This is a genomic window from Geodermatophilus sp. SYSU D00697, assembly GCF_054050175.1.
Window position 1 is genome coordinate 154,340 of the sequence record NZ_JBJGYV010000002.1, and the last position, 16,636, is coordinate 170,975.

The 16,636-nt window shown below is 72.1% G+C and carries 14 protein-coding genes; 9 read left to right on the plus strand and 5 right to left on the minus strand.

Going from position 1 to position 16,636, the window contains the following annotated elements; translation table 11 throughout:
- Positions 1-67 precede the first annotated feature (67 nt).
- From ACI79C_RS02715 to ACI79C_RS02740, 6 genes are all read left to right on the plus strand, one after another.
- Complete coding sequence (locus ACI79C_RS02715) at positions 68-1,558, plus strand: aldehyde dehydrogenase (RefSeq protein ID WP_456944069.1); 1,491 nt, start codon at positions 68-70, stop codon at positions 1,556-1,558.
- Between the two features lie 106 nt (positions 1,559-1,664).
- A complete protein-coding gene (locus ACI79C_RS02720) occupies positions 1,665-1,874 on the plus strand; it encodes a dodecin (protein WP_456944070.1) in 210 nt (69 codons plus the stop codon).
- Between the two features lie 64 nt (positions 1,875-1,938).
- A complete protein-coding gene (locus tag ACI79C_RS02725) occupies positions 1,939-3,177 on the plus strand; it encodes a bifunctional 3,4-dihydroxy-2-butanone-4-phosphate synthase/GTP cyclohydrolase II (protein WP_456944071.1) in 1,239 nt (412 codons plus the stop codon).
- A gap of 226 nt (positions 3,178-3,403) precedes the next feature.
- A complete protein-coding gene (locus ACI79C_RS02730) occupies positions 3,404-4,591 on the plus strand; it encodes an LLM class flavin-dependent oxidoreductase (RefSeq protein ID WP_456944072.1) in 1,188 nt (395 codons plus the stop codon).
- A 161-nt stretch (positions 4,592-4,752) separates the two neighbouring features.
- On the plus strand, positions 4,753-5,970 hold the full coding sequence (locus ACI79C_RS02735; protein ID WP_456944073.1) for a CaiB/BaiF CoA transferase family protein: 1,218 nt from the start codon (positions 4,753-4,755) through the stop codon (positions 5,968-5,970).
- A gap of 22 nt (positions 5,971-5,992) precedes the next feature.
- The gene (locus ACI79C_RS02740; RefSeq protein WP_456944074.1) at positions 5,993-6,916 is read left to right on the plus strand and encodes a hydroxymethylglutaryl-CoA lyase; all 924 of its coding nucleotides are present in this window, start codon (positions 5,993-5,995) and stop codon (positions 6,914-6,916) included.
- Here the strand turns inward: ACI79C_RS02740 and ACI79C_RS02745 are convergent.
- Together ACI79C_RS02745 and ACI79C_RS02750 are read right to left on the minus strand one after the other, a co-directional pair.
- Positions 6,865-8,931, minus strand: a complete 2,067-nt coding sequence (locus ACI79C_RS02745) for an aconitate hydratase (protein WP_456944075.1) — start codon at positions 8,929-8,931, stop codon at positions 6,865-6,867. The two genes, ACI79C_RS02740 and ACI79C_RS02745, sit on opposite strands and share 52 nt — an antisense overlap.
- A gap of 1 nt (position 8,932) precedes the next feature.
- Positions 8,933-10,072, minus strand: coding sequence for a flavin reductase (locus tag ACI79C_RS02750; protein ID WP_456944076.1), 1,140 nt, complete (start codon positions 10,070-10,072; stop codon positions 8,933-8,935).
- A 257-nt stretch (positions 10,073-10,329) separates the two neighbouring features.
- Here ACI79C_RS02750 and ACI79C_RS02755 point away from each other — a divergent pair, with 257 nt between their 5' ends.
- Positions 10,330-11,469 (plus strand): LLM class flavin-dependent oxidoreductase, encoded by a 1,140-nt coding sequence (locus ACI79C_RS02755; RefSeq protein WP_456944077.1) that lies wholly within the window; start codon positions 10,330-10,332, stop codon positions 11,467-11,469.
- A 59-nt stretch (positions 11,470-11,528) separates the two neighbouring features.
- On the opposite strand, the gene ACI79C_RS02760 is transcribed toward ACI79C_RS02755, so the two are convergent.
- Complete coding sequence (locus ACI79C_RS02760; RefSeq protein WP_456944078.1) at positions 11,529-12,548, minus strand: AraC family transcriptional regulator; 1,020 nt, start codon at positions 12,546-12,548, stop codon at positions 11,529-11,531.
- 249 nt (positions 12,549-12,797) lie between these two features.
- Here ACI79C_RS02760 and ACI79C_RS02765 point away from each other — a divergent pair, with 249 nt between their 5' ends.
- The gene (locus ACI79C_RS02765; RefSeq protein ID WP_456944079.1) at positions 12,798-13,823 is read left to right on the plus strand and encodes an AraC-like ligand-binding domain-containing protein; all 1,026 of its coding nucleotides are present in this window, start codon (positions 12,798-12,800) and stop codon (positions 13,821-13,823) included.
- A gap of 40 nt (positions 13,824-13,863) precedes the next feature.
- On the opposite strand, the gene ACI79C_RS02770 is transcribed toward ACI79C_RS02765, so the two are convergent.
- Both ACI79C_RS02770 and ACI79C_RS02775 read right to left on the minus strand, forming a co-directional pair.
- Positions 13,864-14,406, minus strand: coding sequence for an NAD(P)H-dependent oxidoreductase (locus ACI79C_RS02770; RefSeq protein WP_456944080.1), 543 nt, complete (start codon positions 14,404-14,406; stop codon positions 13,864-13,866).
- Positions 14,407-14,534: 128 nt separating this feature from the next.
- Complete coding sequence (locus ACI79C_RS02775) at positions 14,535-15,500, minus strand: LysR substrate-binding domain-containing protein (RefSeq protein ID WP_456944081.1); 966 nt, start codon at positions 15,498-15,500, stop codon at positions 14,535-14,537.
- Between the two features lie 111 nt (positions 15,501-15,611).
- Between ACI79C_RS02775 and ACI79C_RS02780 the strand changes: the two genes are divergently transcribed.
- On the plus strand, positions 15,612-16,580 hold the full coding sequence (locus ACI79C_RS02780) for a fumarylacetoacetate hydrolase family protein (protein WP_456944082.1): 969 nt from the start codon (positions 15,612-15,614) through the stop codon (positions 16,578-16,580).
- Positions 16,581-16,636: the final 56 nt, after the last annotated feature.

The window sequence follows — 16,636 nt, forward strand, 5'->3', positions numbered from 1 at the left end:
CACCGGCACTCCTACCGTCGGCTCAGGCCAGCGTGTCGGACGCCACATCCAGAGAAAGGAGAGGTCGATGACCTCCACCGACTCCACCCAGCTCGAGGAGTTCAAGCTCTTCATCAACGGCAGGTCCGTCGACGCGCTGTCGGGCAAGACGTTCGAGTCGCAGAACCCCTACCTCGGGCGGCCGTGGGCGCGGATCGCCGACGGTTCCCCCGAGGACGTCGACGTCGCCGTCGGAGCGGCGCGCGCCGCCTTCGACGGCGAGTGGGGACAGAAGACCGGCTTCGAGCGGGCCGCCGTCATGCGCGCGTGCGGCGACGCCATCGCGGCCAACGCCGAGCGGCTGGCCCGCCTCGAGGTCCAGGACTCGGGCAAGCTGCTGCGGGAGATGCTCGGGCAGCTCAGGTCGCTGCCGCAGTGGTACTACTACTTCTCCGGCCTGGCGGACAAGCTCGAAGGCCGCACCATCCCGCCGGTCAACGCCAACTACTTCGCCTACACCCGGCGCGAGCCGCTCGGTGTGGTGGGTGCCATCACCCCGTGGAACTCCCCACTCCTCCTCCTGACCTTCAAGCTGGCCCCGCTGCTCGCCGCGGGCAACACCTGTGTCGTCAAGCCCTCGGAGCACTCCCCGGCGTCGACCGTCGCGCTGGCCGAGGTCCTCTTCGAGGCCGGCCTGCCCGCCGGTGTGCTCAACGTCGTGACCGGATGGGACCGGTCGACCGGGGAACGTCTCGCCGCCCACCCCGGTGTGGACAAGGTCGCCTTCACGGGATCCACGGCCACGGGCATCAAGGTCGCGCAGGCTGCCGCCGGCAACGTCAACCGCGTCACCCTGGAGCTGGGCGGGAAGAGCCCCCAGATCGTCTTCCCGGATGCCGACCTGGACGCGGCCGCCAACGGTCTGGTTGCCGGCGTCTTCGCGGCCACAGGCCAGACCTGCATGGCCGGGTCCCGGCTGATCGTGCACGCCGACGTCCACGACGCGCTCGTCGAGAAGGTCGTCGCCCGGGCGAGCACCATCAAGCTCGGCGACCCGCTCGAGGCGGAGACCGAGATGGGCCCGGTCGCCAACCAGCCGCAGTACGAGAAGGTCCTCGGGTATCTGAAGGGCGCCAAGGAGGAGGGCGCCACCTTCGCCTACGGGGGCGAGGCGGACGCCGAGCGCGGCGCCCTCTTCGTCAAGCCCACCGTGGTGACCAACGTGACCCCGGAGAACACGATCGTCCGCGAGGAGGTGTTCGGGCCGGTGCTCGCCGCCGTCACGTTCACCACCGAGGACGAGGCGCTGAAGATCGCGAACGACACCCCGTACGGGCTGGCCGGTGCCGTCTGGACCAAGGACGTCCACCGGGCGCACCGGGTGGCGGCCAAGCTCCGCGCCGGGACCGTGTGGATCAACGCCTACCGGGTCGTCGCACCCAACATGCCCTTCGGGGGCTTCGGCCACAGCGGCCTCGGCCGCGAGAACGGCGTCGAGGCGATGAACGAGTACACCGAGACCAAGTCCGTCTTCGTCGAGCTCAGCGGTGGCACGCGGGACCCGTTCCAGCTCGGCTGAGGCCCCGCACCCGCAGCACCCCGGCCGGCTCCGCACAGCCGGAGCCGGCCGGTCCCCCTGCCAGCGCGTGGCCGGCCCGGTCGCGCCCCCGTCCCGAGGAGTTTCCGTGAGCGACCACGTGTACCGGGTCATCGAGATCGTCGGCAGCTCGACGACCGGTGTCGACGACGCCATCAGCAACGGCATCGACCGTGCCGGCAGGACCCTCGAGCACCTGGACTGGTTCGAGGTCAGCCAGATCCGCGGCCACATCGCCGACCAGAGGGTGGCCCACTACCAGGTCACGATGAAGGTCGGGTTCACGCTGCGCGACTGACCTCGGTCCCGTCCCTTCCCACCGCAACGACGCCGCGCGCCCCGTGCGGCCCCAAGGAGGTCCGATGAGCCCGCGCCGCTCCCCTGCCGAGGCGGTCCAGCACGCTGTGGCCGCACTCGCGGCCGGCGGGATGGTCGTGGTGGTCGACGACGCCGACCGGGAGGACGAGGGCGACCTGATCGTCGGCGCCGAACTGGTGACCGATGCCCAGATCGCCTTCATGGTGCGGCACGGCACCGGCATCGTCTGCGTCCCGATGTCCGTCGAGCGCGCCGAGGAGCTGCGGTTGCCCCTGATGGTCACCGACAACACGGACGCCCACGGCACCGCCTTCACCGTCAGCGTCGACCACCGCAGCACCGGGACCGGCGTCTCGGCCGCCGACCGCGCCGCGACCATCCGGGCACTGGCCGATCCGGCGACGGCCCCCGGCGACCTGCGTCGCCCCGGGCACGTCTTCCCGCTGCGCGCCCGTAGCGGTGGTGTCCTGGTCCGCGCCGGCCACACCGAGGCCGCCGTCGACCTCACCACCATGGCCGGGCTGTCCGGCGTCGGGGTCATCACCGAGATCACCGCCGACGACGGCACCATGCCCAGTGGTGTCTCGGTCGCCACCTTCGCCGCAGAGCACGGGCTGCCGATCCTGGCCATCGCCGACCTGGTCCGCTACCGGCGGGCCACCGAGCGGCTGGTCGAGCAGGTCGCCGTCTCGGCCATGCCGACCGCCTTCGGCGCCTTCCGGGCGGTGGCCTACCGCTCCACCCTGGACGGCAGCGAGCACCTGGCCCTGGTCATGGGGGACGTCGCCGAGGCCGGCCGCTCCGAGGCCGGAGCCCTGGTGCGGGTGCACTCCGAGTGCCTCACCGGCGACATCCTGGGCTCGCTGCGCTGCGACTGCGGGGGTCAGCTCGAGCAGGCCCTGCGCGCCATCGCCGCCGAGGGCTGCGGCGCGCTGGTCTACCTGCGCGGGCACGAGGGTCGCGGCATCGGCCTCGGCCACAAGATCCGCGCCTACGCCCTGCAGGACCAGGGGCTGGACACGGTCGACGCCAACACCGCCCAGGGCCTGCCCGCCGACTCCCGCAGCTACGGGGTCGGCTCGCAGATCCTCGGCGACCTCGGCATCAACCGGCTCCGGCTGATCACCAACAACCCGGCGAAGTTCGGCGGGCTGGAGGGCTACGGCCTCAGCATCGTCGGGCGGGTCGCGCTGCCCGTCGTCGAGACGCCGCACAACGTCCGCTACCTGCGCACCAAGCGCGACCGCATGGGGCACGACCTGGAGCTGCGCACCGCCGAGTGACCCCGGCCGTCGGCCGATCGACCCACGTCCCGCTCCGGCTCCCGGGGCGGGACGTCGCGCGTCCGGGCCCGGTCCGGCCCTCGGGGCCAAGTCTGCGGTGGACGGTCATCGGCTCGCACTGCGCGGATGGCTCCGCCGCACGTCCGCTCCTAACGTCGCCCCCGACGTGACGCGCGACACAGTCGCGTGGCACCGCCCTCACCCCGCCGATCCCCAGGAGTCAGCCGTGAGCACGACCCAGTCCGCGAACGAGCGCCTCGGGCTCGCCCCCACCGAGCCACGCCCGCCGGAGGAGACCCGGCCGCTGGTCGACCGTCGGCAGACCAACCCCCTGTTGGGTGACCAGAAGATGAAGCTCGGGCTCTTCGGCACCAACTGTTCCTACGGGCTCGTGATGAGCCACGCGCCGAGCACCTACGACGTCACCTGGGACCACACTGTGGAGATCGCCCAGCGCGCTGACTCCCTCGGCCTCGAGGCCCTCGTCCCGATCGCCCGCTGGAAGGGCTTCGGGGGGACGACGAACTTCAACGGCAAGACGTACGAGACCTACACCTGGGCTGCTGGCATCGCCGCGTCCACCCAGCGGATCGCCATCGCCTCCACCAGCCACCTGCCGACGGTGCACCCGATCGTCGCCGCCAAGGCCGGGATGACCATCGACCACATCTCCCGGGGCCGGTTCGCGCTGAACCTGGTGATGGGCTGGGTCACGCCGGAGATGGAGATGTTCGGCCGCGAGCAGCGCGAGCACGACGAGCGCTACGCCTTCGGCCAGGAGTGGCTGGACCTCGTCGAGCGGCTCTGGAGCGAGGAGGGGTCCTTCGACGTCAACGGCAAGTACTTCCAGGGCCGCGACCTCGAGGGCTATCCGAAGCCGTACCAGGCGCCCCGGCCGGTGCTGCTCAACGCCGGCAACTCGAAGGCCGGCATCGAGTTCTCGGCCCGCAACGTCGACATCAACTTCGCGTCCCTGGCCACGCTCGACGACATCAAGGCCTACACCACTGCCATCAAGGAGAAGGCCCGCCGGGAGTACGACCGCGAGATCCAGGTGATGACCTACGGACTCGTGATCGCCCGTGACACCGAGAAGGAGGCCCAGGACTTCCACCAGAAGGTGATCGACGAGGGCGACTGGGGCGCCGCCGGCAACGTCATCAAGATCGCGGGGTCGGGCTCCAGCGAGTCCTTCGACCACGCGGTCAAGGAGATGCAGACCCGGTTCATCGCCGGGTGGGGCGGCTACCCCATCGTCGGGACGCCGGACCAGGTGGCCGAGGAGATGGCCAAGCTCAACGAGGCCGGGATGGACGGGATGATCATGGGCCTGGTCGACTTCAACGAGGAGATGAAGTACTTCGGCGCGGAGGTCATGCCGCGCATGGTGCAGGCGGGCATCCGCAACGCCTGACCGCCCGGGTCCGCCTCTGGGTCTCCGGACCCGGCCCCGGGGTCCGCGCTCCTCCGCGCGGACCCCGGGGCCGCCGTGTGCCACAGGGCCGTGCGCAGGATGGACAGTCCCGCGCGCCGGAGGGATAGACCCCCGCACCGGCGGTTCCTAGCGTTTCCGTCGTGGCCGACGACGTCTCCACCCCCGCCCTGACCGGCGTCCGCGTGCTCGAGCTCGGTTCGATCATCGCCGGGCCCTTCTGCGGGCGGCTGCTCGCCGACCACGGGGCCGACGTCATCAAGATCGAGGCGCCCGGGGCACCCGATCCCCTCCGCGAGTGGGGCCAGGCCGAGCAGGACGGGCACCACTTCTTCTGGACGGTGCACGCACGCAACAAGCGCTGCATCACCCTCGACCTCCACCGCCCGGAGGGGCAGGAGATCTTCCTGCGGCTCATCGACACCGCCGACGTCCTCGTGGAGAGCTTCCGACCCGGGACGCTCGAGAAGTGGGGGCTGGACCCCGAGGTCCTCGGCGCACGCAACCCCGGGCTGGTCCTGGCGCGGGTGTCCGGCTACGGCCAGACCGGTCCGGACAGCCGGCGTCCCGGGTACGCGTCCGTGGCGGAGGCGGTGAGCGGCATGCGCTACCTCAACGGGTACCCGGGTGGTCCTCCCCCACGACCGGCCCTCTCGATCGGCGACTCACTGGCCGGCATGTTCGCCGCGCAGGGCGTCCTCATGGCCCTGCTGGCGCGTGAGCGCGGCCGGCACACCGGTCAGGTCGTCGACGTGGCGCTCACCGAGTCCTGCCTGGCTCTCCTGGAGTCCAGCATCCCCGACTACGACCGGGGCGGTGTCGTGAGGGAACCGTCGGGCACACGGCTCACGGGCATCGCGCCTTCCAACCTGTACGAGTCGGCCGACGGGCGCTGGATGGTCATCGCGGCCAACCAGGACACCGTCTTCTCCCGGCTGTGCGCTGCCATGGACCGGCCCGAGCTGGTCACCGACCCGCGGTTCCGTTCGCACACCGCCCGGGGCCGGCACCAGGACGAGATCGACGACATCGTCGCCGACTGGGCCCGGCAGCACGACGCGGCGACGCTCACGCGGGTGCTCGAGGACGCCGGCGTGGTCGTCGGCCCGGTCAACACGGTCGCCGAGGTCGTCGAGGACCCGCAGTTCCGGGCGCGGGAGATGCTCGTCCCCCACTTCGACGAGGCGATCGGCGCCGACGTGCTCGGCCCCGGGGTCGTGCCCAAGCTGACGGGCACTCCCGGGTCGGTCCGCTGGGCCGGCGCCCCGCACCCGGGTGCCCACAACGCCGAGGTGTACGGCGGGCTCCTCGGACTCTCCGCCCCGCAGCTGCACGAACTGGAAGCAGCCGGCGTCATCTGACGCCCCGATCCGAGGAGGAACGGTGCACCTGCCCTCGACCGTCGACATCCGCGAGGTGGGCCTGCGCGACGGCCTCCAGCTGGAGGCGCCCGTCCCGACGGAGGCCAAGCTCGCCATCCTCGAGGCCGTCGCCGCGACCGGGGTCTCCCGGGTCGAGGTGACCTCCTTCGTGTCCCCGCGTGCCGTCCCGGCGATGGCGGACGCCGAGCAGGTGGTCGCCGAGCTGGGCCGCTGGCCGGACGTGCACTTCTCCGCGTTGGTGGCCGGGGCGGGCGGCGCCCGCCGCGCGGTCGCCGCCGGCATGCCGGAACTGGAGTACGTGATCTCGGCATCCGACGGGCACAGCCAGGCGAACGCCGGCCGGACCACTGCCGAGGCGGTGGCCGCGGTGACCGAGATCGCCGGCCTCGCGCACGACAACGGTGGCCGGTGCGAGGCGATCATCGCCGTCGCCTGGGACTGTCCCTTCGACGGGCGCACGCCCGTCGAGCGGGTCGTCGACGTCGCCCGCCGAGCGGTCGACCAGGGCGCCGACCAGCTGTGCCTGGGCGACACGATCGGCACCACCGTGCCCGGTCGGGTCGTGGAGCTGCTGGACCGCGTCCGGGACGCCTGCCCCGGGGTCGAGGTGGGAGTGCACTTCCACAACACCCGCGGGTCCGGTCTGGCCAGCGTGATCGCCGCCGTCGACGCCGGCGTGACCCAGCTCGACGCCTCCGTGGGTGGCCTCGGCGGCTGTCCCTTCGCACCCGGCGCCAGCGGCAACATCGCCACCGAGGAGGTCGTCTATCTGCTCGAGGACTCGGGGGTCTCCACCGGCCTGGATCTCGACGCCGTGCTGCGGGCGGCCGCCGTGGTCGAGGAAGCGGTCAGCCACCCCCTGACGAGCAACCTCTACCGGGCCGGCGGCCGCTCCCGGCCCCGGTCGGGCACGGTCTGCTCCTGACCGGACGCCGGCACGCGTTCCCGCGGCGGTGGCGTTCGGTCCGCGCCGGGGGCGGACCGTTCCGCGACGGGGGCCCGACCACCTGCGCGGATGTGGGCGAGCAGCCCGCCCGCAGCGAGCACCGCGCGTTCGCGCGAGGTGAGCTGGAGCTCCAGCCCGACCTGCTGCCCGCCGTCCACCTCCGCCGTCACGGTCTCCGCGCCGCCGGTGACCGCCGCGGCCAGGCCGGGGATGCGGACGTGCTGCCCCTGCTCGGCCAGCCCGTACCCCTTCGCGTCGGCGAAGACCAGCGGCAGGATGCCGACCGCGATGAGGTTGCGCCGGTGGATGCGGGCATAGCTGCGGGCGACCACGGCGCGGATCCCGAGGTGCAACGGGGAGAGCGCCGCGTGCTCCCTCGACGAGCCCTGCCCGTAATTGTGCCCTGCCACGACCAGTCCGCCACCCCACCGGAGTGCCCGATCGTGGAAGTCCGGATCGATCCGGCGGAACATGAACCGGGCGCAGTCGGCGATGTTCGACCACGTGGACATGGCGATGGCGCCGTCCGCGGCCAGATCCCCTGTCGAGATGTCGTCCCCGACGACGATGACCACACGCCCGTCGAGGTCCTCCGGCAGCGGCCCCGGGAGCGGCGGTGGCACGAGGTTCTCCCCGCGCTCGATCACGACCGCGCGGCGCTCGACCTCGGGGAGCACCTCGGTGACGTGCCGCTCGTGCAGCTCCGGGTTCGGCGGCGCAGCAGGTCGCAGCGGCGGCCGGTCGAGGGTCCGGGGATCGGTGATGGTGCCGGTCAGCGCGCTGGCCGCGGCCGTCGACGGCGAGCACAGGTAGACCAGGTCCTCCGCGGTCCCGCTGCGCCCCGGGAAGTTCCGGTTGAAGGTCCGCAGCGACGGCTTGCCCTTGGCCGGCGCCTGACCGATGCCGACGCAGGGCCCGCAGATGGGCTCGAGCATCCGGGCGCCGGAGGCGAGCAGGTCCTGGTACACCCCTGACCGCATGATGATGTCGAGGATCTGCCGCGAGCCCGGCGTGACGGTGAGCTGGATGCCGGGGCTCACCGTGCGGTCCCGCAGGGCGGCGGCGACGGTGGCCAGGTCCTCGTAGGCGCTGTTCACCGACGAGCCCACACACACCTGCACGAGCTCGGTCCCGGCCACCTCCGCGACGGGCACCACGTTGCCCGGCGACTGCGGCACCGCCACGAGCGGCCCGAGGGCGGACAGGTCGATGTGCTCGTAGGCGTCGTACTCGGCGCCGGGGTCGGCGGCCAGTGGTCGGAAGTCGCGTTCCCGGCCCTGGTCGGCCAGCCAGCGGCGGGTCTCCTCGTCGGAGGGGAAGACCGCCGTGGTGGCGCCGGTCTCCATCGCCATGTTGCAGATGGTCGCCCGCCCGGTCGTCGGCAGGCCCGCGACTCCGTCGCCGAAGAACTCGAACACCGCGCCGGTGCCGCCCCGGACGCCGTGGCGACGGAGGAGCTCGAGGATCACGTCCTTGGCCTCGACCGCCGGCCCCAGCCGGCCGGTCACCTCGACGCCGATCACCCGGGGGCACGGCAGGTCGAAGCCGTAGCCCGCCATCGCGACGGCGACCTCCAGACCGCCGGCTCCGGTGGCGAACATGCCCAGGGCGCCGGAGGTGGTGGTGTGCGAGTCGGCGCCGACCAGCAGTTCGCCGGGCCGGGCGAACCGTTCGATGTGGATGTAGTGCGAGATGCCGTGGCCCGGCGGGGAGAAGCGCAGGCCGTACCGCTGCGAGAACGAGCGCAGGTACCGGTGGTCCTGCATGTTCCTGTCGTCGATCTGCAGGACGTTGTGGTCGACGTACATGACCGCCAGCGGGACGGCGACGTCGTCGGCACCGAGCAGTTCGAACTGCATCCCGGTCATCGTGCCGGTGGCGTCCTCGACGAGGACCTGGTCGACGGCGACGCGGATGTCCTGCCCGGGCACCAGGTCCCCGTCGACCAGGTGGCTGCGGAGCAGCTTGTGCGTGAGGTTCACCGGGTGCGCCACGTCAGACCTCTCCGCCGGCTTCCGTGATGCGCCGGCGCGCGAGCTCCTTCACCTGGTCACGGTGCTGGTAGATGAGCCGCTTGGCCTCCACGAGGTCGCCGGCGCGGTAGGCCTCGACCAGCTGCGCGTGGTGGACGACGTCGAACTCCTCCCACCAGGGGCGCTCGGCCATCGTGCGCGTCCAGAAGGCCGGGATGCCCAGGCGCTCGTAGGACTCGCTCAGGTGGGAGCACCCGGCCAGTGACACCAGCTGCCGGTGGAAGGCGTGGCTGGTGTGGAGGAAGGCCGTGAGGTCGGGGGCCTCGCTCCGGACGATCTGCGCCAGGTCGTCGGCCAGCTGTGCCAGGTGGTCGAGCGACTCGCCGCCGACCGCCCCCACCGTCTGGTCGACGACGCCGACCTCGATCGTGCACCGCGCGTCGAACAGCTGCTCAGCGGCCTCGGCGGTCAGCGGGTTGACGACGTACCCCTCCGGCCGGCGGGACACGAGGTCGTCGGTGGCGAGCTTGGTCAGCGCGTAGTAGATCCGCTGGGCATCGACGTCGAGTTCCGCCGCCAGCCGTTGCGGGTCCAGCGGCTGCCCGGCCGGGAGGGTGCGCTCGATGACGCGCTTGCGGAGGTCGCGGTAGGCGGCCTCGTCCAGGGCGCTCTCGAGCCTGCCGAAGCGACCGCGGAAGTAGGTGAGCGGCGCTCCCTCCATGCCCGCCGCCTCCTTCACCCGTCCCAGGAAGACGGTGTGGGTGCCTCCGGTGACCGTCTCGTCGACCTCGCACTCCAGGTGGGCGAGCGCTTCCTCCACCAGCGGGATCCCGGTGCGCCCGCGCTGGATGCCCACGCCGGCGAACTTGTCCTGGCCCTTCTTGGCGAACTGGTAGGCGACCTTCCCCTGGTGCTCGGCCAGGATGTTGACCCCGAACACGCCGGATTCGAGGATCGCGGCCTGCGTGTCGCTGGTCTTGTTCAGGCAGATGAGGAGCATCGGCGGCTCCATCGACAGCGAGGTCACCGCGCTGGCGGTGGTACCGAAGTCGGCGCCGCCCGCCGTCGTCGTGATGACCGTGACGCCGCTGGCGAAGCGGCCGATGACGTCGCGGAAGACCTCGTCCGCGAGGACCGTCCGGGTACCGGCGCTTCCGGTCATCGCCGCCTCCTCCTCCTACGGTGTGGCACGCGCCACAACGGGTGTCCATCGACGGTAGGAAGTGCCGGCCCCGCCGACTATCCCGCCAGCGAACGCTCATGACCGCAGAGCGCACGTCCGCGGATGCGCCGACGTGGCGCGGACAGCCGCTGTCGCGCGCGGGATAGGCCGCAGGTGTGACCCCGCTTACGTTCGGATCGCGGCGACCGGCCGCCCGGTGGAACGGTCGCGCACCCCGACGAGGGAGGAAGACCAGCGTGACGCTGCCCATGCACGAGGCCGACGGCCTGCTCGGCAAGTACAAGCCCGTTCGCGAGAACCCGGTGTTCAACGACCAGAAGATGAAGCTCGGCATCTTCTCGGCCAACTGCAGCGGCGGCGTGATCATGAGTCACGAGCCGACCGGCTTCCGGGTCACCTGGGACCAGCAGCTCGAGATCGCCCGCACAGCCGACCGGCTCGGCATGGAGGCGATGGTGCCGGTCGGCCGGTGGACCGGTTTCGGTGGGGAGACCAACTTCAACGGGGTCTGCTTCGAGACCTACACCTGGGCGGCGGGCCTGGCCCAGGCAACGGAGGACATCGGCGTCTTCACCACCACCCACGTGCCTACCGTCCACCCGATCGTCGCGGCGAAGATGGCGACCACCATCGACCACATCTCGAACGGCCGGTTCGGGATGAACCTGGTGATGGGCTGGTTCACCCCCGAGATGGAGCTGTTCGGGCGCAAGCAGCTCGAGCACGACGAGCGCTACGCCTACGGCCAGGAGTGGCTGGACTTCGCCCAGCGGCTGTGGAACGAGCCGGGCAACTTCGACTTCGACGGGAAGTACTTCCAGTCGAAGAACGCCCACGCCTATCCCAAGCCGGTCCAGGACCCGCGCCCCGCGCTGCTCAACGCCGGCGCCTCCCCCGCCGGTCAGGACTTCTCCGCCCGCAACGTCGACGTCAACCTGATCGCGCTGCCGACCGAGGAGGTCCCGGCCTACGTCAAGGGCATCAAGGGCCTGGCCAACGACAAGTACGGGCGCGACATCGACGTCTGGACCTACTGCCTCGTCGTCTGCCGCGAGACCGAGAAGGAGGCGCGGGAGGCCCACCAGGCGATCATCGACAAGGGCGACTGGCCCGGCGCGCAGATCATCATGGATGTGCTGGGCCTGGAGAGTCAGTCGTTCGGCACTCAGATCAAGCAGTTCCAGGAGCGGTTCATCGCCGGCTGGGGCGGCCCCAACCTGGTCGGCACGCCGGAGCAGATCGTCGAGCAGTTCGCCGAGCTCAGCGAGGCCGGCATGAGCGGCGCGATCTTCGGCTTCCTCGACTACGCCAAGGAGCTGAAGGAGTTCGGCGACGAGGTCATGCCGCTGATGCGCAAGCACGGCCTGCGGCACTGACGACCGCGGCGGGAGGCGCCGCACTCCAGAGGACGGGTGCGGCCGCCCTCCCGCGTCGTTCAGCCGGCGGACTGGGCGCGGCGCGCGGTCTGCGAGGGCAGGACGCCGAAGCGCTCCCGGTACTGCTGGGCGAAGCGGCCCAGGTGGAAGAACCCCCACTTCATCGCCACGTCGGTGACCGGGGCGGTACCGGCCGTGGCGAGCAGCTCGGCGTGCACCCGGTCGAGGCGGACGGCACGCACGTACGCGGTCGGGGACATGCCCACGACCTCCTTGAAGCCCCGCTGCAGGGCGCGGGCGGTGGTACCGGCGGCGTGCGCCAGCTCGGCCAGCGTGAGGTCCCGCTCGGGGTGGGCCTCGATCAGCTCGACGACCCGCCGGACGTGCCCGTGCCGCACCGGCGGGTCCGGCGCCCGCAGCAGGTCGGCGTAGTTGTTCGGGACGGTGAGGAGCAGCTGGGTGAGGACCAGGGACTCCAGCTGGTCGCGCGCCGTGGGCATGGTGGCGATGCCGCCGGGCCGGGCCAGCTCCTGGCGCAGGAAGTGCACGGTCGAGAGCAGCGCCTGCCCGGTCGCCGACACCAGGTCGAAGCCGAGGTCGAACTCGATCGGCCGCTCGACCGGCTGGTTGATCAGCTTGCCCAGGTGCGCCTCGACCGACCGCCGCGGCAGCTTGACGGCGTACTGGATCGCGTCCGGGCTCCAGCGGACGGTGAACGGGTCGGTCGGGTTGAACAGGACGCCACTGCGCGTGGCCTCGGTCGCGGCCCAGCGGCCGTGCTGGGACACCATCGTCTGGCCGTGCAGCGTCAGGTTCATGTGGTAGCAGTCGCGCATCGGCGGCACGAGCAGCTCGGCGTCGGCCCCGTAGACCAGGTGGCCCACGGTGAGCCGTTCGGAGGCCAGGTAGCGCAGCCGGAAGTCCAGTACCCGCCCGTCCCGCGTCTCCAGGTCGTGCGGGATGTAGACGTCGGTGATGTAGTGCCGGGCCTGCTCGAGGTCCCGCGTCACCAGCAGCGGGTCCGGGGCGTCTCCCCCACCGGCGTGCACGGCGCGCACCTCGACGTCGTCTCGGGTCATGGCAGCCTCTCCGGTGGAGCCGTGTCCGCTCCCCGCTCGGTGCGGTGGTCGACCGCGCGGACCGCCCGGCGCAGCCACCTCACGATAGGTACCGCGTGATCGGGGTCACCATCCACGAAACGACGGTGCTGTCCGCGGAACGACGGTCCCCCGGCGGACTGCGGCCCAGCACGTCGCGGACCGGATAGCCGCCGTCCCGTCACCGGTCGTAGGTTCGCGGTGACGGGCGAGGGGTCGTCGGGGGTGAGGATGGTGCTGCCGGAGCGATCCGGGGAACCGCTGGCCCGCTTCGCGACGATGCGGACCCGCGACGTCGGAGAGGCCGAGCGCGTGGTGGCCGGCGCCTACGTCCCGCACCGTCTCACGGCCGACAGTGTGCTCGACGCCCGGCTCAACGTCGTCTCCTCGGGCGGCATCACGATCGGCTACCTCCGGTACGGGGCCGACGCCCGGCTCACCGTCCCGGCGATGGTCGACGCCTTCCACGTGAACCTGACCCTGACCGGGACGACGACGGTGCGGCAGGCGCGGGCCGAGGTGCGGACCGCCGCCGGCCGGAGCGGCGTCATGATCTCCCCCACCCGCCCGGCTACGGTGGACTGGTCGGCGGACGCGACCCAGTTCGCGATGAAGATCGGCCGGCGGTCGCTGGAGTCACAACTGTCGGCGCTGCTGCACGACGCGCTGAGCCGGCCGCTGCGGTTCTCTCTCGCCGTCGACCTGCAGTCCTCCGCCGGCGCGGCGCTGCTCACCGCGACCCGGTTCCTGGTCGCGCAGCTGGAGCTCCACGAGCCGGCGGAGCCCCTCGTCCAGCAGCAGATGGAGTCCTTCATCCTCACCCAGGTGCTGCTCGGCATCCCGAACAGCTACAGCGGCCGGCTCTCGGCCGCGGCCGGCCCCATCGGTCGCTTCGCGCTCGACGAGGCGATCGACTACATCGAGGCGTACCCCGAGCGCCCCCTCGGGTTGGCCGAGCTCGCCACCGTCGCGGGCACCACGGCGAGCGCCCTGCGCGCCGCCTTCCGGGACGAGCTGGGCACCACTCCGGCCGAGTACGTGCGCGCGGTGCGCTTGGCGCGGGCGCGCGCTGAGCTCCTCGGCGGCGACCCGTCCGTCAGGTCGCTCAGCGTGCTGGCCGCACGCTGGGGGTTCCCCGCCGTGGAGCAGTTCGCCGCCCAGTACCAGGCTCGCTACGGACAGGACCCCGCGGTCGTCCTGCGCTCGGCGCACTCCGGCGCGACACCCGACGGGAAGGGCGCGCCCCCGCACCGCTAGCCGCCGACCCTGCCGGCTCCCGGGTCCCCCGTGCGGTTGCTCAGACCTGTGGCCGCAGGCCGCCCAACGCTGCCGACGCGCGCACCGCGGCGGTCAGGTCGGCCAGCGCCGCGCCGTGCGCGGCGGTCAGCGAGACGCTGTCCTCGGTGAGGGTGCTGCGGTCGACGTAACCGCTGTGGTCGAGGTACAGCCCGGGGGCCAGCACCTGGACGGCGAAGAAGCCCGAGAGCACGTCACGCAGGTCGTTGACGGCCAGGAAGTGGTGGCCGCTGGCCCCCGTGAGGACGACGGCCGCCGCCTTGCCCTGCAACGGTGCGGTCGTCTCCCCCCACTTGCCGCGCTCGGTGCCCTCAAGCACGCCCTTGAGGAGCGAGCTGTACGTGGCTCGGTACACGGGACTGCCGAAGACGACGCCGTCGGTGGCGTCGATGGCCGCCGTCACCTCGGCCATGGGGGTCTCGCTGAGCTCGAGCAGCCGGGTGGCGGCACCCTGCTCCTCCGCGCCGGCGAGGATGCCCGCCACCGCCGTGGCGGTCCGCCCGCCCGCCTCGGGGCCGCCCACCAGTCCGAGGATCGTCGTCATCCGGCCTCCCTGCCCGTGTGCACGTCCGGTGGACGGCAAGCCTGCACTGAGGTCCCCGAGGGTAGGAACCGACACACCTGCCCGGTATCCGCTGGTCGCCGTTCGTCCAGCCGCTGCGCGCCCCACTCCTAGCGCCCGGACTGCGTGCCGGCCCGGTGCGGAGACCCCCGGGAGAGCCAGCCCTCGGCCACGGCGGCCTCCAGCGCGGTCTCCACGAAGCGCCGGACCGCCGCCCCGGCGCCCGGTCGCCAGTAGAGCTGGACGGGGATGAGCGTGGCCGGCTCGACCGCCCGCCACACGAACCCCTCGGGCACCGGGTCGAACTGGGTCGCGAAAGCCACCGAGAACGCCCGGCCGGCGGCGATCTCGGCGCGGGCGGCGGGATCGCGGTGGAACAGCGCGGAGGTCAGGTACTCGAACTCGGAGATCGGACCCCGGAACCCGTGGCCCCGGAAGGAGTCCACCACCTGGTCGAAGAAGTCCGGGGAGAACTGCCGGGGCCAGATGGCCAGGGTGCTGTCGGCCAACTGCTCCATGGCGAGGACGGGCTCGGCCGACAGTGGGTGCCGCTCCCCCAGCACGACGCCGATCGGCTCCTCACGCAGACGCACCGACTCCAGGTCGTCGTCCACGGTCGCCGGCCGGGCCAGCCCCGCGTCGACCCGGCCGGCCCGGACCGCCTCGAGGCTCTCGGTCTGCCACATCTCGCACATCTGCAGCGAGAGGCCCGGCGCCCGCTCGTGCAGTGCGGCGACGAGGTGGGGCAGGGTCTCGTGCACGAGGGTCGGCGTGTAGGAGATGACCAGTCGTCCGCTCTCCCCGGCGGCGACCCGCCGGGTCTCCTCGGCCGCGGTCGTCACCAGCTGCAGGATCGGCCGGGCGTGGCCGAGCAGCGCGGTCCCCGCCTCGCTCAGCTCCACGCGGCGGGTGGTGCGACGGAAGAGCTGGACCCCGAGCTCGCGCTCCAGCTGCTGCACCTGCGCGCTCAACGACTGCTGGGCCAGGTGCAGCCTGCGGGCCGCACGGGAGAAGTTCAGCTCCTCGGCCACGGCGACGAACGCGCGCAGGTGCCGGAGCTGGACGTCGTCGGCCACACCCGTCTCCTCCGCGCCGTGGATCCACCACGCTAGATGGTGGATCGACCAGGAAAGACTGTTACCCACGTCACAACCCCGGATCGTAGGTTCGCCCCGTCGGTGGTCACCGTGGACGACCGGATCGGAGGCGGCGCCGTGCAACTGGTCACCTACCGGACCGGGGAGGGTGCCCTCCGCCCCGGCGTCCTCGACGGCGATCGGATCGTGGACCTGGTCGACGCGGCCGCCGACCGCCCCGGCGGTGGCCCGGTGGCCGACTCGGTGCTCGCCCTGCTGCGCCTCGGCGAGGCGGGGCTGGACCTGGCCCGCGAGTGCCTCGACCGGTCGCGGACCACCGGCGACTCCACCGTCCCCGCCGGCGAGGTCCGCCTGGCCGCGCCGCTGCCCCGCCCGAACTCGATGCGCGACTTCATGCTCGTCGAGGAGCACGTCAAGAACAGCTTCGGCACCGTGCCGGCCGAGTGGTACCGGCTCCCGATCCACTGGAAGGGCAACCCCGACACCGTCATCGGCCCGGACGACGAGGTGCCCTGGCCGCACTACACCGACAAGCTGGACTTCGAGCTCGAGGTGGCGGCCGTCCTGGGCAAGCCGGCCTCCCGGGTGACCCCGGAACAGGCACTGGACTGCATCGCCGGCTACACGATCTTCAACGACTGGAGCGCCCGCGACATCCAGTTCCGCGAGATGGAGGTGCGGCTCGGCCCGGCGTTCGGCAAGGACTTCGCGACCTCCCTGGGCCCCACCCTGACCACGGCCGACTCGATCGACATCACGACCGCCCGGATGAGCGCGCGGGTGAACGGCGAGACCTGGTCCGAGGGCAACCTCGGCGCGATGGTGTTCAGCTTCGCCGAGGTGATCTCGACGCTCTCGGTGGACCAGCCGCTGCAGCCCGGCGACGTCCTCGGCGGCGGCACGATCGGCCGCGGCTGTGGCCTGGAGATGGACCGGTGGATCGCACCGGGGGACGTCGTCGAACTGGAGGTCGAGGGCATCGGCGTCCTGCGCAACCCCGTGGGCGAGAAGCGGCCGGCACCCGGTTTCGGCATCGACCTCGGTCCCCGCGCCGGCTGACCGTCGGTCCCGACTGCACGTCGCGGCCTGCACCCGGCAGACCGCCGTCCGGCAAG